Source organism: Terrabacter sp. FW104-15G4B (assembly GCF_058790095.1).
In genome coordinates, this window is record NZ_JBYTCI010000012.1 from 91,328 (window position 1) to 105,363 (window position 14,036).

The following is a 14,036-nucleotide window of genomic DNA, read 5'->3' on the forward strand; positions in this document are numbered from 1 at the left end:
CCCCCCCCCCCCCCCCCCCCCCCCCCCACCGCCGGTCAGCCGCGTCGGTCGCGCTCCTGCGCGAGGAGGGCGCGAGCGATGGTGTCGCGGTTCTCGGCGACCGTGCGCACGAGGCCTGGCGCGGCGTCGGGGTTGGCCGCGAGCCAGGCGTCCGAGGCGTCCTTGAGCTCCTGGCTGGCGAGCGAGAACGGATAGAACCCGCCGACCACCCGCTCGCCGATGGCGACGCTGCGCTGCGCCCAGGCGTCGACGAGCATCGAGTGGTACTTCTCCACGTAGGGCTCGAGCAGGGACAGGTCGGCGCTGCGTCGGAATCCCGCACTGACCGCCTCGACCATCTGGTTGGGAAGGTCGTTGCGCTCGACGGCCTTGGCCCAGGCGTCGGCCTTCGCCTCGGCCGTAGGACGTGCGGCGAGGGCCTCGGCGGCGCGCTCCCGGCCGGTCGCCGTCGGGTCACGGTCCAGCTCGGTCGCGATCTCGACCTCGTCGGCCGCCCCGATGGCAGCCAGCGCCTTGATCAGGGTCCACCGCAGCTCCGTGTCGATGGTGAGGCCGGGCAGGGACTCCGCGCCCGAGAGAATGGCGCGGAGGCGTGCCTCGTCGGCGGGGTCGGACGTCGAACCGGCCCAGGCCTCCACGAGCTGGAACTGGGCGTCGCTGCCGGCCTCGGCCGTCTCGGCGAGCGAGCGCAGCGACGACGACAGCAGCGCTGACACCTCGTCCCGGTGCTCCGGCGCCGTGTAGAGGCGCGCCGCGGTGGACACCTGGCCGAGCAGGACCCGCAGGAGGGTCGAGTCGGTCTCGCCGGGCATGGACTCGAGGACGAACCGGACGAAGTCGCGAGCCGGCATCTCGCCGTCGCGCGTCATGTCCCAGGTGGCACCGAGCACGAGCGAGCGCGGCAGCGAGTCGGTGAAACCGCGCGGGGACGTCAGGGCCGTGGCGAGCGAGCGCTCGTCGAGGCGGATCTTGCCGTACGCGAGGTCGTCGTCGTTGAGCAGCAGCAGGTCGGGCTGCTCCTGGCCGACGAGCTCGGCGATCTCGGTGCGCTCGCCGGCGATGTCGACCTCGTCGTAGCCGATGCGCTCGAGCACGTCGGCATCGTCGCCGCTGCGGACGGCATACCGCCCGATGCCGATGCGGTGGGGACGCAGCGTCGGGTACTCGTCGGCCGCGGTCTGCGTGATCGCGAACGAGCTGTACCGACCGTCGCCGTCGACCTCGAAGACCGGGCGCAGCGTGTTGACGCCCGCCGTCTCGAGCCAGAGCTTGCTCCACTCGGTGAGCTCACGGCCCGAGGCCTTCTCGAGCTCGCCGAGCAGGTCGGCGAGGGTCGTGTTGCCCCACGCGTGCTTCTTGAAGTACTCGCGCAGCGCCGCCACGAACGGCTCACGACCGACGTATGCGACGAGCTGCTTGAGCACCGACGCGCCCTTGGCGTACGTGATGCCGTCGAAGTTGACCTCGACGTCCTCCAGGTGACGCATGTCGGCAGCGATCGGGTGCGTCGAGGAGAGCTGGTCCTGCGTGTAGGCCCACGCCTTCTCGGCCGTGCCGAACGTCGTCCAGGCGCTCGTCCACTCGGTGGCCTCGGCCTGGCACGTCGTCGAGGCCCACTCCGCGAACGACTCGTTGAGCCAGAGATCGTCCCACCACTTCATCGTCACGAGGTTGCCGAACCACATGTGCGCGAGCTCGTGCAGGATCGTCAGCGCGCGGCGCTCGATCTTGGCCTCCGAGACCTTGGAGCGGAAGACGTAGACCTCGGTGAACGTCACGGCCCCGGCGTTCTCCATCGCGCCCATGTTGTACTCGGGCGTGAAGATCTGGTCGTACTTCTCGAAGGGGTACGGCTGGTCGAACTCCTCCTCGAAGAAGGCGAACCCCTTCTTGGTGCAGTCGAAGATGTTGTCGGCGTCGAGGTGCTGGGTCAGCGACCTGCGGCAGAAGACCCCGAGCGGCACGACGCCCTTGCGCGTCTGCACCTCGTCGCGCACCTCGTCGTACGGGCCGGCGATGAGCGCCGTGATGTAGGAGGAGATCCGCTGGGTCGGCTCGAACGACCACGTGGCGCGCTCGACCCCCTCGGCGACGCCCGCTGCCTCCGGCTTGGGCGTGGGGGAGTTGCTGATCACCTTCCAGTGCGCGGGCGCGGTCACCGTGAAGCGGAAGGACGCCTTGAGGTCGGGCTGCTCGAAGACGGCATACATCCGACGGGAGTCCGGGACCTCGAACTGCGTGTAGAGGTATACCTCGTTGTCGACCGGGTCGACGAAGCGGTGCAGGCCCTCGCCCGTGTTGGTGTAGCGGCCGGTCGCGTCGACGGTCAGCTCGTTCTCACTCGCCAGACCGGGGAGGGCGATGCGGGAGTCCGCGAAGACCTCGGCAGGGTCGAGGTCGACGCCGTTGAGCGTGACGCGCTGGACTGAGTCGGCGATGAGGTCGATGAAGGAGTCGGCCCCGGGCTCGGAGCAGGTGAACGTGACCGTCGTGACGGTGCGGAAGTTCTCCGGACCCGTCGCCAGGTCGAGGCTGACGTCGTAGGAGTCGACGCGCAGCAGGGCTGCGCGACTCGCTGCCTCGTCGCGGGTCAGGTTCTTGCCGGGCACGTAGGGACCTCCTGGAAAGGGTGCTGGGGGCGCGGCGCAGCGTCGCTCGGACGGCGTCGTCGCGGGCCATCCTCGCACGGAACCCCACACCGTCCACCACCGCGATGAGGCTGTCGGTGGCAGTGCCATGATGGGCCGCATGGTCGATGCGAACGACAACGCGAGGACGAGCCCCGACAGCACCGACAGTGTCGAGATGTGGTTCGACCCGATGTGCCCCTGGGCCTGGATGACCTCACGGTGGCTCATGGAGGTCGAGCGGCTGCGCGACATCGAGGTGACGTGGTCGGTCATGAGCCTTGCCGTCCTCAACGAGCACCGGCACGACCTCGACGCCGCCTACCGCGCGCGCATGGACGAGGCGTGGGGGCCGGTTCGCGTCATCATCGCCGCCGCCCAGGAGCACGGCGACCCCGTGGTCAAGCCGCTCTACGACGCGATGGGCACCCGCATCCACCTGGGCCGGATGAACGACTTCGACCAGGTGATCCGCGAGTCCCTCGACGAGGTGGGTCTGCCGGCGACCCTGGCGCGGGAGGCGCACCACAAGAAGTACGACGCGGCCCTCCACCGCAGCCACAAGCGCGGCATCAGCCTCGTCGGGACCGACGTGGGCACCCCGATCATCGCCGTCAACGGCGTCGCCTTCTTCGGCCCGGTCGTCACGCCCGCCCCGAAGGGCGAGGACGCCGCCCGACTGTGGGACGGCTGCGTGCTGGTCGCGGGCACTCCCGGCTTCTTCGAGCTCAAGCGCACCCGCACCGAGGGCCCGATCTTCACCTGAGACGGCCGCACGGGCAGGCCCACCACCAGCGAACCGACGAACCAAGGACGGACATGCGCATCCACATCGGCGGCGACCACGCGGCATACGAGCTCCACCAGTCCCTCGTCACGCACCTGCGTGCGGCCGGCCACGACGTCGTCGACCACGGCCCGTTCGGCTACGACACGGAGGACGACTACCCCGTGTTCGTGCTGCGGGCGGCCGAGGCCGTGGCCGCCGACCCCGGTTCGCTGGGGGTCGTGCTCGGCGGGTCCGGCAACGGCGAGCAGATTGCCGCCAACAAGGTCACCGGCATCCGAGCCGCCCTGGCCTACTCCGCCGAGCTGGCGTCGCTGGCGCGGGAGCACAACGACGCCCACGTCGTGTCCATCGGCGCCCGGTTCACGCCCGACGACGTGGCGAAGGAGATCGTCGACACCTTCGTCGCGACGAACTTCAGTGATGGGGAGCGGCACCGCCGCCGTCTGGGTATGGTTTCCGCGTACGAGGACACGGGGGACTTGCCCGCTTTGCCGGACTCGGGCAGGCGCTGACGTCGCCGCGCCAGGTCGTCCCCCCTATCGCCGAGGGAGGCACGTGGCCTACAACGAGAGCATCGTCTCTCGGCGTCCGCGCTACGCTGCGGGACCCCTGCGACGGCTCCGGCTCCTGGGCCCATGGCTCAGCCGAGCGCCGTGGACCCTCGTCAGCGGCTTCCTCGCGCTGAGCGTCGCGGCTACGGCCGCGATCTTCCTGTGGCCGGGACAGACCCCATGGGGCGTCTACGGGCTCATCGTGGTGGCGGCCGGGCTCTTCCTCGAGCCGCGCTTCCTCCTCGTCGTCTACATCGGGCTCTTCCTGTCCATGTCGATCCTGGGTGCCTACCTCGGGTCGGTGAAGAGCACGACGACGGGCGCCCAGATCGTCACCGTCGCCACGATGCTGCTCATGATGTGGCTCTCGCACGCCCGTGCCCAGGTGGGTGTCGTCGGGGTCAGCGGCGAGTCGATGCTCGTCGACATGCGCGACCGGCTCCGTGCCCAGGGCGAGCTGCCGCCGCTGCCGCCCTCGTGGGGCGCCGAGGTCGCGCTCGAGTCCGCCTACGGTGACGGCTTCGCCGGCGACTTCGTCGTGGCCAGCCGTTCGACCGACGGCCGCACCCTCGAGGTCGCCCTCGTCGACGTCTCGGGCAAGGGGCGGGAGGTAGGCACGCGGTCGTTGCTGCTGTCGGGGGCGCTCGGCGGCCTCCTGGGCGAGATGAGCGAGTGCGGGTTCCTCCAGTCCGCGAACAACCACCTGCTCCGGCTGCGCTGGAACGAGGGCTTCGCCACCGCCGTGCACGTGGCCGTCGACCTCGAGACGGGCAACTTCACGATCGGGTATGCCGGCCACCCTGCCGCCGCACAGTTCGCCGCCGGCTCCGGACGGTGGCGAATGCTGTCGGGCGGGCGCGGTCCGCTGCTCGGCGTCATCGACAACGCCGAGTACCCCCGTGAGACGGGCACCATCCGTCGCGGCGACGCCCTCGTGCTCTACAGCGACGGTGTCATCGAGGCGCGGGACAAGGCCCTCGTCGACGGCATCGACCGCATGCTCGGGCGGGCCGAGTCCTTCATTCGCACCGGGTTCGAGGGGCTCGCGCAGCGGCTCTGCGACCAGGCCGCCGCCGGTCTGGGCGACGACCGTGCCGTCGTGACGATCTGGCGGACCTGACCGCTTGCCGCTGCGCCGGCGTTTCTGGCGACCGGGAACGGCTCACTACGATGCCGGGGTGAGTGACCATCCCGCAGCCGACGGCGACCGCAAGCAGCACGTCGTGCCGGACCTTCCACCCGGCGTGACCCCGGCGCGGGTGCGTACCTTCGTGCGCCGCGGGAGGCTGTCGTCCCTGACCAGGGAGCGCGTCGAGCGCCTGGCCCCCGCCCGTTCGCTGCCGGACGGAGCGTTGGTACCCGCCGTGGCCTTCGGGCGCAGTGCCCCCGTCGTCCTCGAGATCGGCTGCGGGCACGGGCACGCCGCGATCGCGTATGCCGCTGCCTTCCCCGAGCACGACATCGTCGCCATGGACGTCCACACCCCGGGCCTAGCCCGGATGCTCGCCGACGCGGACGAGGCGGGTGTCCCGAACCTGCGCGTCGAGATCGGCGACGCCGTGCTCTTCCTGCAGGAGCGCGTCGCCGACTACACCTTCGACGCCGTCCACCTCTTCTTCCCCGACCCGTGGCGCAAGAAGAAGCACACCAAGCGACGCTTCGTCAGCCCCGACAACCTCGACCTGCTCGCCCGCGTCCTGAAGCCCGGCGGCCACGTGCTCGTCGCCACCGACCAGGCCTTCTACGCCGAGCACGCCCTTGCCGAGGTCGCCGCCCACCCCCGGTTCGAGGCGCACCGCACCTCGCGGCCGCAGTGGCGGCCGGCGAACGGCTTCGAGGCCAAGGGGATTGCCGCCGGGCGCACCATCAACGAGCTCCGGCTCGACCTGCTGCCCTGAGAGCTCCGGCTCGACCTGCTGCCCTGAGAACGACAGTGGCCCCACGTTGCCGTGGGGCCACTGTCGCAGACGTCCCTAGACATCACACGGTCGGGGCAACAGGATTCGAACCTGCGACCTTCCACTCCCAAAGCGGACGCGCTACCAAACTGCGCCATGCCCCGTCGGTCCGTTCGCACGCGGGCACCGAAGCACCCGCGGGCGGGCCGATTTCAGCGGCCGGACGCGAACCAGTAGGCTAGCGCCTCGGATCGCCGGCACGACCGGCGCCCTGCGGGCGTAGCTCAATGGTAGAGCCTCAGTCTTCCAAACTGATTACGCGAGTTCGATTCTCGTCGCCCGCTCCAGAATCGTCGTGGCGCAGACGCGCCGTCCCTCCTAGCGTGGTCTGCATGTTCCGCCCAGACCTGCAGGACGCCCTCCGAGACCGGGACGCCGTCCTCCGCGCGTTCATCGCGCCCGACGGCACCCTGACGAGCATCCCCACCAAGATCCGCAAACGGTTGGTGATCCTCGACCTGCTGGCGCAGCAGTTCGAGCCGGGGGAGCGCTACGACGAGACCGAGGTCAACAACCGGCTGCGCGCCTTCCACCCCGACGTCGCTGCCCTGCGCCGCTACCTCGTCGAGGAGGGTTTCCTCGACCGTGCCGAGGGACGCTACTGGCGCAGCGGCGGCACGGTGGACTGACCCGGGCGCACGGCGTACGCGATCGGTGCCTCGCTCAGCGGAGGCCCAGCGACTCGCTGAGCCAGCTCTCGGCCCCGTCCGCCTCCAGGCCGGCCTCGACCGCCGCGGCCGTGCGCGCGGACGGCCACCCGTGGACCCAGAAGAGCGCGAGCCCGCCCGGCAGCGCGATGGCCAGGGGCAGCCACGAGTGCGGCGAGAACGCGAACGAGCAGGCGAACGCCACGAGCACCGGAGCTTCTGCGAGTGCCGTACGCAGTGTCGTCGTCGACGTGAAGTAGCGCAGGCTCGTGGCCTCGGCGTTCGCCCGCGGCAGGTCGAGCGGCAGGGCGGGGACGGCATACCCGACGTAGCGGATCAGGACGGCCGAGCCGACCAGCGTGGCCAGGACGAGCGCGACGGCCCAGGGGGAGGGCATGGGCGCGGAAGGGTCGACGATGATCCGCACCGCGCTGAGCATCAGTGCCCCCATGCCGACCGCGACCGACACCATCTGGATCGGTCGGAGGGCGGCGCTCTCGGGGGAGGCGAAGGGGCCGGGAGGAGGGGTGCTCATGGCTTCCGAGCATAGGCGTCGGGCACCGGCCGACGATCCGCGCATTTAGCCATCGGGCGCGCGGCCTATAGCATGGTGCGCTGGCCCGCCAGTTCACCGTCGACGACCGCGTCGGCACCACCCCAATGGAGTACCCGCAGTGAAGAGTGCGCTCGAGACCCTCAGCCCGACCCGGGTCAAGATGACCGTCGAGGTCCCGTTCGAGGAGCTCAAGCCGAGCCTCGACGCGGCCATCAAGCACATCGGTGAGCACATCCAGGTGCCCGGCTTCCGCAAGGGCAAGGTGCCTGCCCGAATCATCGAGCAGCGCGTCGGCCGTGCCGCCGTCCTCGAGGAGGCCGTCAACAACGCCCTCCCGACCTTCTACGGCCAGGCCCTCGAGGAGAACGAGGTGCGTCCGCTCGGCCAGCCCGAGATCACCGACCTCCAGGTGCCCGCGACCGACGGCGAGGACTTCGTCTTCACCGCCGAGGTCGACAAGCGCCCCGTGATCGAGCTGCCGGACTTCGGCGACATCGAGGTGACCGTCGACGAGGCCAAGGTCGAGGACGAGGCCGTCGAGCAGCGCCTCACCGACCTGCGCGCCCGCTTCGGCACGCTCAAGGGCGTCGACCGCGCGGTCCAGGACGGCGACTTCGTGTCCATCGACCTGTCCGCCGAGATCGACGGCGAGCAGATCGACGAGGTCACCGGCGTCTCCTACGAGGTCGGCAGCAAGAACATGCTCGAGGGCCTCGACGAGGCGCTTCTCGGCATGACCGCCGACGAGACCAAGTCCTTCACCGCCCCCCTCGCCGGTGGCGACCAGGAGGGCCAGGACGCCAACTGCACCGTGACCGTCACTGCGGTCAAGGAGCGCGAGCTGCCCGAGCTCGACGACGAGTTCGCCCAGCTGGCCTCGGAGTTCGACAGCCTCGACGAGCTGAAGGCCGACCTGACCGCCAAGGCCGAGGTCGACGCCAAGTTCGCCCAGGGCGTCGCCGCCCGCGACAAGCTTCTCGAGGCGATCCTCGAGAAGGTCGAGGTGCCGATCCCCGAGAGCATCATCGAGGCCGAGGTGCACAGCCACCTCGAGGGCGAGGGTCGTCTCGAGGACGACGAGCACCGCGCCGAGGTCGACGAGAGCACCCGCAAGGGCCTGAAGACCCAGCTCGTCCTCGACGCCATCGCCGAGAAGGAAGAGGTCAAGGTCGAGCAGCAGGAGCTCATCGAGTTCCTCGTCATGAGCTCACAGCAGTACGGCATGGACCCGAACCAGTTCGCTCAGTCGCTCGACCAGGAGGGCCAGATCCCCTCGATGGTCGCCGAGGTCGCCCGCCGCAAGGCGCTGGCCACGGTCCTCGAGAAGGTGGCCGTCAAGGACACCGCCGGGAACGTCATCGACCTCAACGAGGCCGTGCCCGGCACCGAGGACGAGGACGGGGTCGTCGAGGTCGAGGCGGACGAGACGGGCGAGGCGACGTCCGAGAAGGCCGACGCCTGACCGTCGCCACGACGAGGCTGGAGCCGGGGGAGGCCGAGAGCTTGCTCGTAGGCCCCGCCTCCACTACGGAATGCCGCGAGGCCGGCTCCACCGTGGAGCCGGCCTCGCCCCGTCCCCGGACGTGGTACCCGGTCCGGGCGTTCGCGTCCATGCCATCCGGGTTGCCTCCGCAGCGCCGCGGGTACGACACCGGCAGTCGCCAGGGCGGCGACTCCAGCGTCACGAAGGAGCCACGGATGAGCAGCACCGACGAGCCGGGCGGCGGCATGGCGGACTCCGACATCAACAGCACCGACCCCGACGGCACGAACCCCTCGGCCGGCGAGGGCAGCGTCCAGGACACGACTGACGACGCCGACCGCGGCAACCTCGACGGCAGCGCTCCGGTAGCCGAGCCGAGGGACCGGTCCCTCGACGAGGCCGGCGGCAACGGGTCGTTCGACGACGCCTCGGAGTCCGCAGACGCGACCGAAGCGCCCGGGGCGTCCGACGCCGGCGACTCCGGTCAGGACAACGGCCTGAACGAGTAGGCACCGCGCGAGCGCGCACGCCCGACCCCGCCTGGCGGCATACGCCCGGCGGGGTCCGTGCGTGTGGTTGCGCCCCACCGGCTCAGGTTTGTGCGCTCACGGCGAACACGGCCGGGTTCGGGAAATCAGCCCGCGGGGTCGCGCGTTAGGGTCAATGACGAGCCAGCCGGCGCCGCCTCCCGTGGCGAGCGGCTGGACCACTTCGACGATGGAGACATGGTGATTTCGGAGACCTCCGCCAACGGCAACGGCATGCCGGGTGGTCTGGACGACCACATCTACAACCGCTTGCTCAAGGAGCGGATCATCTTCCTCGGGTCCGACGTGCGCGACGACAACGCGAACGCCATCGCGGCGCAGCTGCTGCTGCTGTCGGCCGAGGACCCTGAGAAGGACATCTGGCTCTACATCAACAGCCCCGGTGGCTCGATCTCGGCCGGCATGGCCATCTTCGACACGATGAACTGGATCCCCAACGACGTCGCCACCGTCGCGATGGGCATGGCCGCCTCGATGGGCCAGTTCCTGCTCTCGGCCGGCACGAAGGGCAAGCGCTACGCCACCCCCCACGCCCGCGTCATGATGCACCAGCCCTCGGGCGGCATCGGCGGCACGGCCACCGACATCAAGATCCAGGCCGAGCAGATGCTCTACGTCAAGAGGCAGATGGCCCAGCTGATCGCCGAGCACACCGGCCAGGGCGTCGAGCAGATCGAGAAGGACTCCGACCGCGACCGTTGGTTCAGCGCGGAGGAGGCCAAGGAGTACGGCTTCGTCGACCACGTCTTCAGCCGCTCCGACCAGGCGGTCGAGGGCAAGGGTGTCGGCCAGGCCGACGCCAAGGGCGAGAACTGACCGCGGCCTGACGAGGACTTGGAGACCCACATGAACATCGAACCCACCAACCGCCTCGCGGTGCCCGCACCGTCGAGCCGCTACATCCTGCCGCAGTTCGAGGAGCGCACCTCCTACGGGATGAAGCGGTCCGACCCCTACAACAAGCTCTTCGAGGACCGCATCATCTTCCTCGGCGTGCAGGTCGACGACGCGTCTGCCGACGACATCATCGCCCAGCTGCTCGTGCTGGAGTCGCTCGACCCCGACCGCGACATCCTCATGTACATCAACAGCCCCGGCGGCTCGTTCACGGCCATGACGGCGATCTACGACACGATGCAGTTCGTCCGGCCCGACATCCAGACGTTCGTCATCGGCCAGGCAGCCTCGGCCGCGGCGGTGCTGCTCGGAGCGGGTGCCCCGGGCAAGCGCTTCGCCCTGCCGAACGCCCGCATCCTCATCCACCAGCCGGCGCTCTCGGGCGGCGACTACGGCCAGGCCTCGGACATCGAGATCCAGGCCAACGAGGTGCTTCGCATGCGCACGTGGCTCGAGGACACCCTCGCGCACCACACGGGTCGCACGTCCGAGCAGGTTCGCACCGACATCGAGCGCGACAAGATCCTGTCGTCCGAGGACGCGCGGACCTACGGCCTCATCGACGAGGTGCTCGCCTCGCGCAAGGCCTCGCTCGAGGTCTGAGCTCCGGCTCGTTCTCAGAGCACGTATGCCGGAAGGCCGGGTTCCGCTGGGACCCGGCCTTCCGGCATACCTGCTTGGATGGATGTTCACCCTGACGTCGACGGTGGAGGTCTCCACGATGGCTACAGCAGAGTTCGAGCAGGCGGCCGAGGCCGTCAAGGGGTTGACGGATGATCCCGGTACGGAGGTCAAGCTGCGCCTCTACGGCCTCTTCAAGCAGGCGACGTCCGGTGACGTGACCGGTTCGCGGCCCGGTGTGTTCAACCCGGTCGGGCGACAGAAGTACGACGCGTGGGCCGCCCTGTCGGGCACCCCGCAGGAAGCGGCGCAGGAGCAGTACGTCGCGGTCGTCCGCGACCTCACCGCCGACTGAGGTTTCGTCCACGTCCCGCCGCAGCAGGTCGACAGGTGGCGCGTTGCTGCGCCGCCTCACTTCCCCAGCCTCCCGGGCGATGTGGCCGTTCCCGCATGACTGCCCCCATCCAGCGCCGTGTGGTCAGTTGCGGGCGCCCTGTGTCCGACTTCGGCCACGACAACACGCCACGTGGCGGCGTGAGGCATACGCTCGGCCCATGAGGGCGTATGCCGTGCGACGGGCGAGCATGGCCGCGGTACTCACCGTGCTGGCGGCTCTCTGGACGGGTCTGGGGCAGGTCCCGGCGGCGGCGTCGTGCGCCGGGCGCACCCCTGTGCAGGTCGTCGGCGACTCCGACGTCGTGCTGGCCGGGCGCCTGGCCCAGGTGGACGACCCGGGTGGCAACGCGAGCCCGCACGACCTGGCCTGGACGGTCGAGGTGACGGCGGTCCACAAGGGTGAGGCGCCCACGACGGCCCACGTGCTGGCGACGCAGTACTCCCACGATGAGGTCGTCGCGGGCAGGACGTACGTCTTCGCCCTCGACGTGACGAACGGCGTGCTGCGTGCAGGCGGCTGTCAGGACATTGCGCCCGCCGGCACGGCCGACGCCAATGGTCTCGTCGGCGCGGCGGGCCCGGGCCGCGTCCCCACGGCAGGCGGAACCGCGCTGCCGGGAGCCGCGGACATCGATCTCGGAGGCGGGATGTCCGCGACGACGATGCTCCTCATCGGCCTGGCCGGGCTGCTCGTGGTGACCGTCGGCGGCCTCGCCCTGGCCGTCGGGCTGGGCCTGCTCGCGGGGCGTCGACGCAGCCGGTCCGGTGCTGACGGCGAGCACGGCAGCGGGGATGGGACACGGCCCGACCCAACTGAGAAGCAGTTCAAGTGACAGCGACGTCGTTTTTCCGCCATCAGCGGAAAAACGGCGTTGCGCGAGCGAGGGTGGCCCCGGCCGTCGTCTAATAGGAGTCGGCCCCACGTTGGGGCCGGCCGGGTGCACCCCAGCGTTCGGCGCCGACGAACCAGGAGCGAATCGGTGGCACGCATCGGAGAAGGCGGAGACCTCCTCAAGTGCTCTTTCTGCGGAAAGAGCCAGAAGCAGGTCAAGAAGCTCATCGCCGGCCCCGGTGTCTACATCTGCGACGAGTGCATCGACCTCTGCAACGAGATCATCGAGGAAGAGCTCGCCGAGAGCAGCGAGCTGGGCCTCGACCACCTGCCCAAGCCGCGCGAGATCTTCGACTTCCTCGAGAACTACGTCATCGGGCAGGACGTCGCGAAGAAGTCGCTCGCCGTCGCCGTCTACAACCACTACAAGCGCATCCAGGCCGGTGAGGGCGTCAAGCGGGACGACGACCACGTCGACATCGCGAAGTCCAACATCCTGCTGATCGGGCCTACCGGTTCGGGCAAGACCTACCTCGCGCAGACGCTGGCCAAGATGCTCAACGTGCCGTTCGCCATCGCCGACGCGACGGCCCTGACCGAGGCCGGCTACGTCGGCGAGGACGTCGAGAACATCCTCCTCAAGCTCATCCAGGCCGCCGACTACGACGTCAAGAAGGCCGAGACGGGCATCATCTACATCGACGAGGTCGACAAGATCGCCCGCAAGAGCGAGAACCCGTCGATCACGCGCGACGTCTCGGGTGAGGGTGTGCAGCAGGCCCTGCTCAAGATCCTCGAGGGCACCACGGCGTCCGTGCCCCCGCAGGGCGGGCGCAAGCACCCGCACCAGGAGTTCATCCAGATCGACACGACCAACGTGCTCTTCATCGTCGGTGGTGCCTTCGCCGGCCTCGAGAAGATCATCGAGTCGCGCTCGGGTCGCAAGGGCCTCGGTTTCGGCCAGCCGCTGCACAACCCCAAGGACCTCGGCGACAGCTTCTCCGACGTCATGCCCGAGGACCTGCTGAAGTTCGGGCTGATTCCGGAGTTCATCGGCCGCCTGCCCGTGCTGACGACGCTCGCGCCGCTCGACCAGCAGGCCCTCGTCAACATCCTCACGGTGCCGCGCAACGCGCTCGTGAAGCAGTACCAGAAGATGTTCGAGATCGACGGCGTCGACCTGGAGTTCACCGAGGACGCCATCGCGGCCGTCGCCGACCAGGCGCTCCTGCGAGGCACCGGTGCCCGTGGGCTACGCGCCATCATGGAGGAGGTCCTCCTCCCCGTGATGTTCGACGTCCCGAGCGACGACGGCATCGCCCGCGTCGTCGTGACGCGCGAGGTCGTCCTCGACAACGTCAACCCGACCATCGTGCGGCGTGAGGCCGAGCCGCGGGCCAAGCGTCCCCGCAAGGAATCCGCCTGACCCGCAAGGTGGCTCGACCGGTGTGAACGGAGGCCCGCGTGGAGGCGGCTTTCTTCCGGCTCGTCGCCGGTGACTCCGCGCCCCTGCAGCAGACGAGCACGACCTGTGGGTCTGCGTCGCTGACAGTTGCGCGCATGCTCGTCAATCCCGCCTTCGCGCGGTGGATCCGGGACGGCATACGCAAGGACGCCCGTGAGGGCGACGTTCCCGACGCGGGCACCGAGGCTCAGCGCTTTGCGGCGTACGAGCAGGTCGTCGCGTCGCGCACCAACGGGCTCGTCGGTGCGGGACGGCGCCTCCAGGTGCCGTGGCCGCGGGCCCTCGGCACGCCGCCGTGGGGTGCCCGCAACGAGCTCGAGCACGGTGCGGCCGCCCCCGGGGCCGACTACGGCATCTCCTGGCTGCGTCTGCGCGGCCGGGTGGGACTCGAGCAGTCCTACGCGGCGCTCCACTCCCGAGTCCGCGCCGGACGGCCCGCGCTTCTCTACGTGGGCGACGCGTGGGCGCCCCGGCACGTGGTGCTCGTCCTGCCGCCCACCGGCGACGTCGACCTCGACGTCTACGAGCCGTCGATCGGTCGGGTCGTCGATCTGCCGGGGCACGCCTTCGTCGAGCGGCGCGTCGCCCTGGGCGGCTGGCACGTCCCATGGGCGGCTGTGTGGACCACAGCGAAAGAGCAGTCCGTCCACGTCTGAAGCGGGACG

15 protein-coding genes and 2 tRNA genes are annotated in these 14,036 nt (G+C 69.9%); 14 read left to right on the forward strand and 3 right to left on the reverse strand.

Going from position 1 to position 14,036, the window contains the following annotated elements; all coding sequences use genetic code 11:
- Window positions 1-35: 35 nt before the first annotated feature.
- Window positions 36-2,609: an aminopeptidase N gene (gene pepN, locus AC3WRT_RS11580; RefSeq protein WP_492722019.1), complete on the reverse strand. Its 2,574-nt coding sequence runs from the start codon at window positions 2,607-2,609 to the stop codon at window positions 36-38.
- Between the two features lie 139 nt (window positions 2,610-2,748).
- Here pepN and AC3WRT_RS11585 point away from each other — a divergent pair, with 139 nt between their 5' ends.
- Genes AC3WRT_RS11585 through trmB form a run of 4 tightly spaced genes read left to right on the forward strand, consistent with a single transcriptional unit; the run spans window position 2,749 to window position 5,866 of the window.
- Complete coding sequence (locus tag AC3WRT_RS11585; RefSeq protein ID WP_492722020.1) at window positions 2,749-3,393, forward strand: mycothiol-dependent nitroreductase Rv2466c family protein; 645 nt, start codon at window positions 2,749-2,751, stop codon at window positions 3,391-3,393.
- A gap of 53 nt (window positions 3,394-3,446) precedes the next feature.
- Window positions 3,447-3,929 (forward strand): ribose-5-phosphate isomerase, encoded by a 483-nt coding sequence (locus tag AC3WRT_RS11590; protein WP_492722022.1) that lies wholly within the window; start codon window positions 3,447-3,449, stop codon window positions 3,927-3,929.
- Window positions 3,930-3,972: 43 nt separating this feature from the next.
- Window positions 3,973-5,088, forward strand: a complete 1,116-nt coding sequence (locus tag AC3WRT_RS11595) for a PP2C family protein-serine/threonine phosphatase (RefSeq protein ID WP_492722024.1) — start codon at window positions 3,973-3,975, stop codon at window positions 5,086-5,088.
- Between the two features lie 58 nt (window positions 5,089-5,146).
- Complete coding sequence (gene trmB / locus AC3WRT_RS11600; RefSeq protein WP_492722026.1) at window positions 5,147-5,866, forward strand: tRNA (guanosine(46)-N7)-methyltransferase TrmB; 720 nt, start codon at window positions 5,147-5,149, stop codon at window positions 5,864-5,866.
- A 90-nt stretch (window positions 5,867-5,956) separates the two neighbouring features.
- Here the strand turns inward: trmB and AC3WRT_RS11605 are convergent.
- Window positions 5,957-6,030, reverse strand: a tRNA-Pro gene (locus AC3WRT_RS11605).
- A gap of 109 nt (window positions 6,031-6,139) precedes the next feature.
- Between AC3WRT_RS11605 and AC3WRT_RS11610 the strand changes: the two genes are divergently transcribed.
- Both AC3WRT_RS11610 and AC3WRT_RS11615 read left to right on the forward strand, forming a co-directional pair.
- Window positions 6,140-6,213: transfer RNA gene (locus AC3WRT_RS11610), tRNA-Gly, on the forward strand.
- A gap of 45 nt (window positions 6,214-6,258) precedes the next feature.
- Entirely contained in the window at window positions 6,259-6,555 is a 297-nt protein-coding gene (locus AC3WRT_RS11615; protein WP_492722028.1) for a DUF2087 domain-containing protein, read from the forward strand.
- A gap of 34 nt (window positions 6,556-6,589) precedes the next feature.
- Here the strand turns inward: AC3WRT_RS11615 and AC3WRT_RS11620 are convergent, their stop codons facing one another.
- On the reverse strand, window positions 6,590-7,108 hold the full coding sequence (locus AC3WRT_RS11620) for a hypothetical protein (protein WP_492722030.1): 519 nt from the start codon (window positions 7,106-7,108) through the stop codon (window positions 6,590-6,592).
- 139 nt (window positions 7,109-7,247) lie between these two features.
- On the opposite strand from AC3WRT_RS11620, the gene tig reads away from it, so the two are divergent.
- From tig to AC3WRT_RS11660, 8 genes are all read left to right on the forward strand, one after another.
- The gene (gene tig, locus AC3WRT_RS11625; protein ID WP_492722032.1) at window positions 7,248-8,591 is read left to right on the forward strand and encodes a trigger factor; all 1,344 of its coding nucleotides are present in this window, start codon (window positions 7,248-7,250) and stop codon (window positions 8,589-8,591) included.
- 236 nt (window positions 8,592-8,827) lie between these two features.
- On the forward strand, window positions 8,828-9,121 hold the full coding sequence (locus tag AC3WRT_RS11630) for a hypothetical protein (protein ID WP_492722034.1): 294 nt from the start codon (window positions 8,828-8,830) through the stop codon (window positions 9,119-9,121).
- A gap of 216 nt (window positions 9,122-9,337) precedes the next feature.
- On the forward strand, window positions 9,338-9,976 hold the full coding sequence (locus AC3WRT_RS11635; protein ID WP_492722036.1) for an ATP-dependent Clp protease proteolytic subunit: 639 nt from the start codon (window positions 9,338-9,340) through the stop codon (window positions 9,974-9,976).
- A 30-nt stretch (window positions 9,977-10,006) separates the two neighbouring features.
- A complete protein-coding gene (locus tag AC3WRT_RS11640) occupies window positions 10,007-10,660 on the forward strand; it encodes an ATP-dependent Clp protease proteolytic subunit (protein WP_492722038.1) in 654 nt (217 codons plus the stop codon).
- Window positions 10,661-10,778: 118 nt separating this feature from the next.
- Window positions 10,779-11,033, forward strand: coding sequence for an acyl-CoA-binding protein (locus AC3WRT_RS11645; RefSeq protein WP_492722040.1), 255 nt, complete (start codon window positions 10,779-10,781; stop codon window positions 11,031-11,033).
- A 199-nt stretch (window positions 11,034-11,232) separates the two neighbouring features.
- Window positions 11,233-11,907: a hypothetical protein gene (locus AC3WRT_RS11650; RefSeq protein WP_492722043.1), complete on the forward strand. Its 675-nt coding sequence runs from the start codon at window positions 11,233-11,235 to the stop codon at window positions 11,905-11,907.
- Window positions 11,908-12,054: 147 nt separating this feature from the next.
- On the forward strand, window positions 12,055-13,332 hold the full coding sequence (clpX, locus tag AC3WRT_RS11655; protein ID WP_492722045.1) for an ATP-dependent Clp protease ATP-binding subunit ClpX: 1,278 nt from the start codon (window positions 12,055-12,057) through the stop codon (window positions 13,330-13,332).
- A gap of 134 nt (window positions 13,333-13,466) precedes the next feature.
- Window positions 13,467-14,027 carry a hypothetical protein gene (locus tag AC3WRT_RS11660; protein WP_492722048.1) on the forward strand — a complete coding sequence of 187 codons (561 nt, stop codon included), beginning with the start codon at window positions 13,467-13,469 and terminating at the stop codon, window positions 14,025-14,027.
- Window positions 14,028-14,036 lie beyond the last annotated feature (9 nt).

Coding starts and splice junctions, on each gene's coding strand:
- AC3WRT_RS11590 (WP_492722022.1), top strand. CDS start 3,447: ATGCGCATCCACATCGGCGGCGACCACGCGGCATACGAGCTCCACCAG.
- AC3WRT_RS11615 (WP_492722028.1), top strand. CDS start 6,259: ATGTTCCGCCCAGACCTGCAGGACGCCCTCCGAGACCGGGACGCCGTC.
- AC3WRT_RS11585 (WP_492722020.1), top strand. CDS start 2,749: ATGGTCGATGCGAACGACAACGCGAGGACGAGCCCCGACAGCACCGAC.
- AC3WRT_RS11630 (WP_492722034.1), top strand. CDS start 8,828: ATGAGCAGCACCGACGAGCCGGGCGGCGGCATGGCGGACTCCGACATC.
- AC3WRT_RS11660 (WP_492722048.1), top strand. CDS start 13,467: ATGCTCGTCAATCCCGCCTTCGCGCGGTGGATCCGGGACGGCATACGC.
- AC3WRT_RS11620 (WP_492722030.1), bottom strand. CDS start 7,108: ATGAGCACCCCTCCTCCCGGCCCCTTCGCCTCCCCCGAGAGCGCCGCC.
- AC3WRT_RS11640 (WP_492722038.1), top strand. CDS start 10,007: ATGAACATCGAACCCACCAACCGCCTCGCGGTGCCCGCACCGTCGAGC.
- AC3WRT_RS11650 (WP_492722043.1), top strand. CDS start 11,233: ATGAGGGCGTATGCCGTGCGACGGGCGAGCATGGCCGCGGTACTCACC.
- AC3WRT_RS11635 (WP_492722036.1), top strand. CDS start 9,338: ATGGTGATTTCGGAGACCTCCGCCAACGGCAACGGCATGCCGGGTGGT.
- AC3WRT_RS11645 (WP_492722040.1), top strand. CDS start 10,779: ATGGCTACAGCAGAGTTCGAGCAGGCGGCCGAGGCCGTCAAGGGGTTG.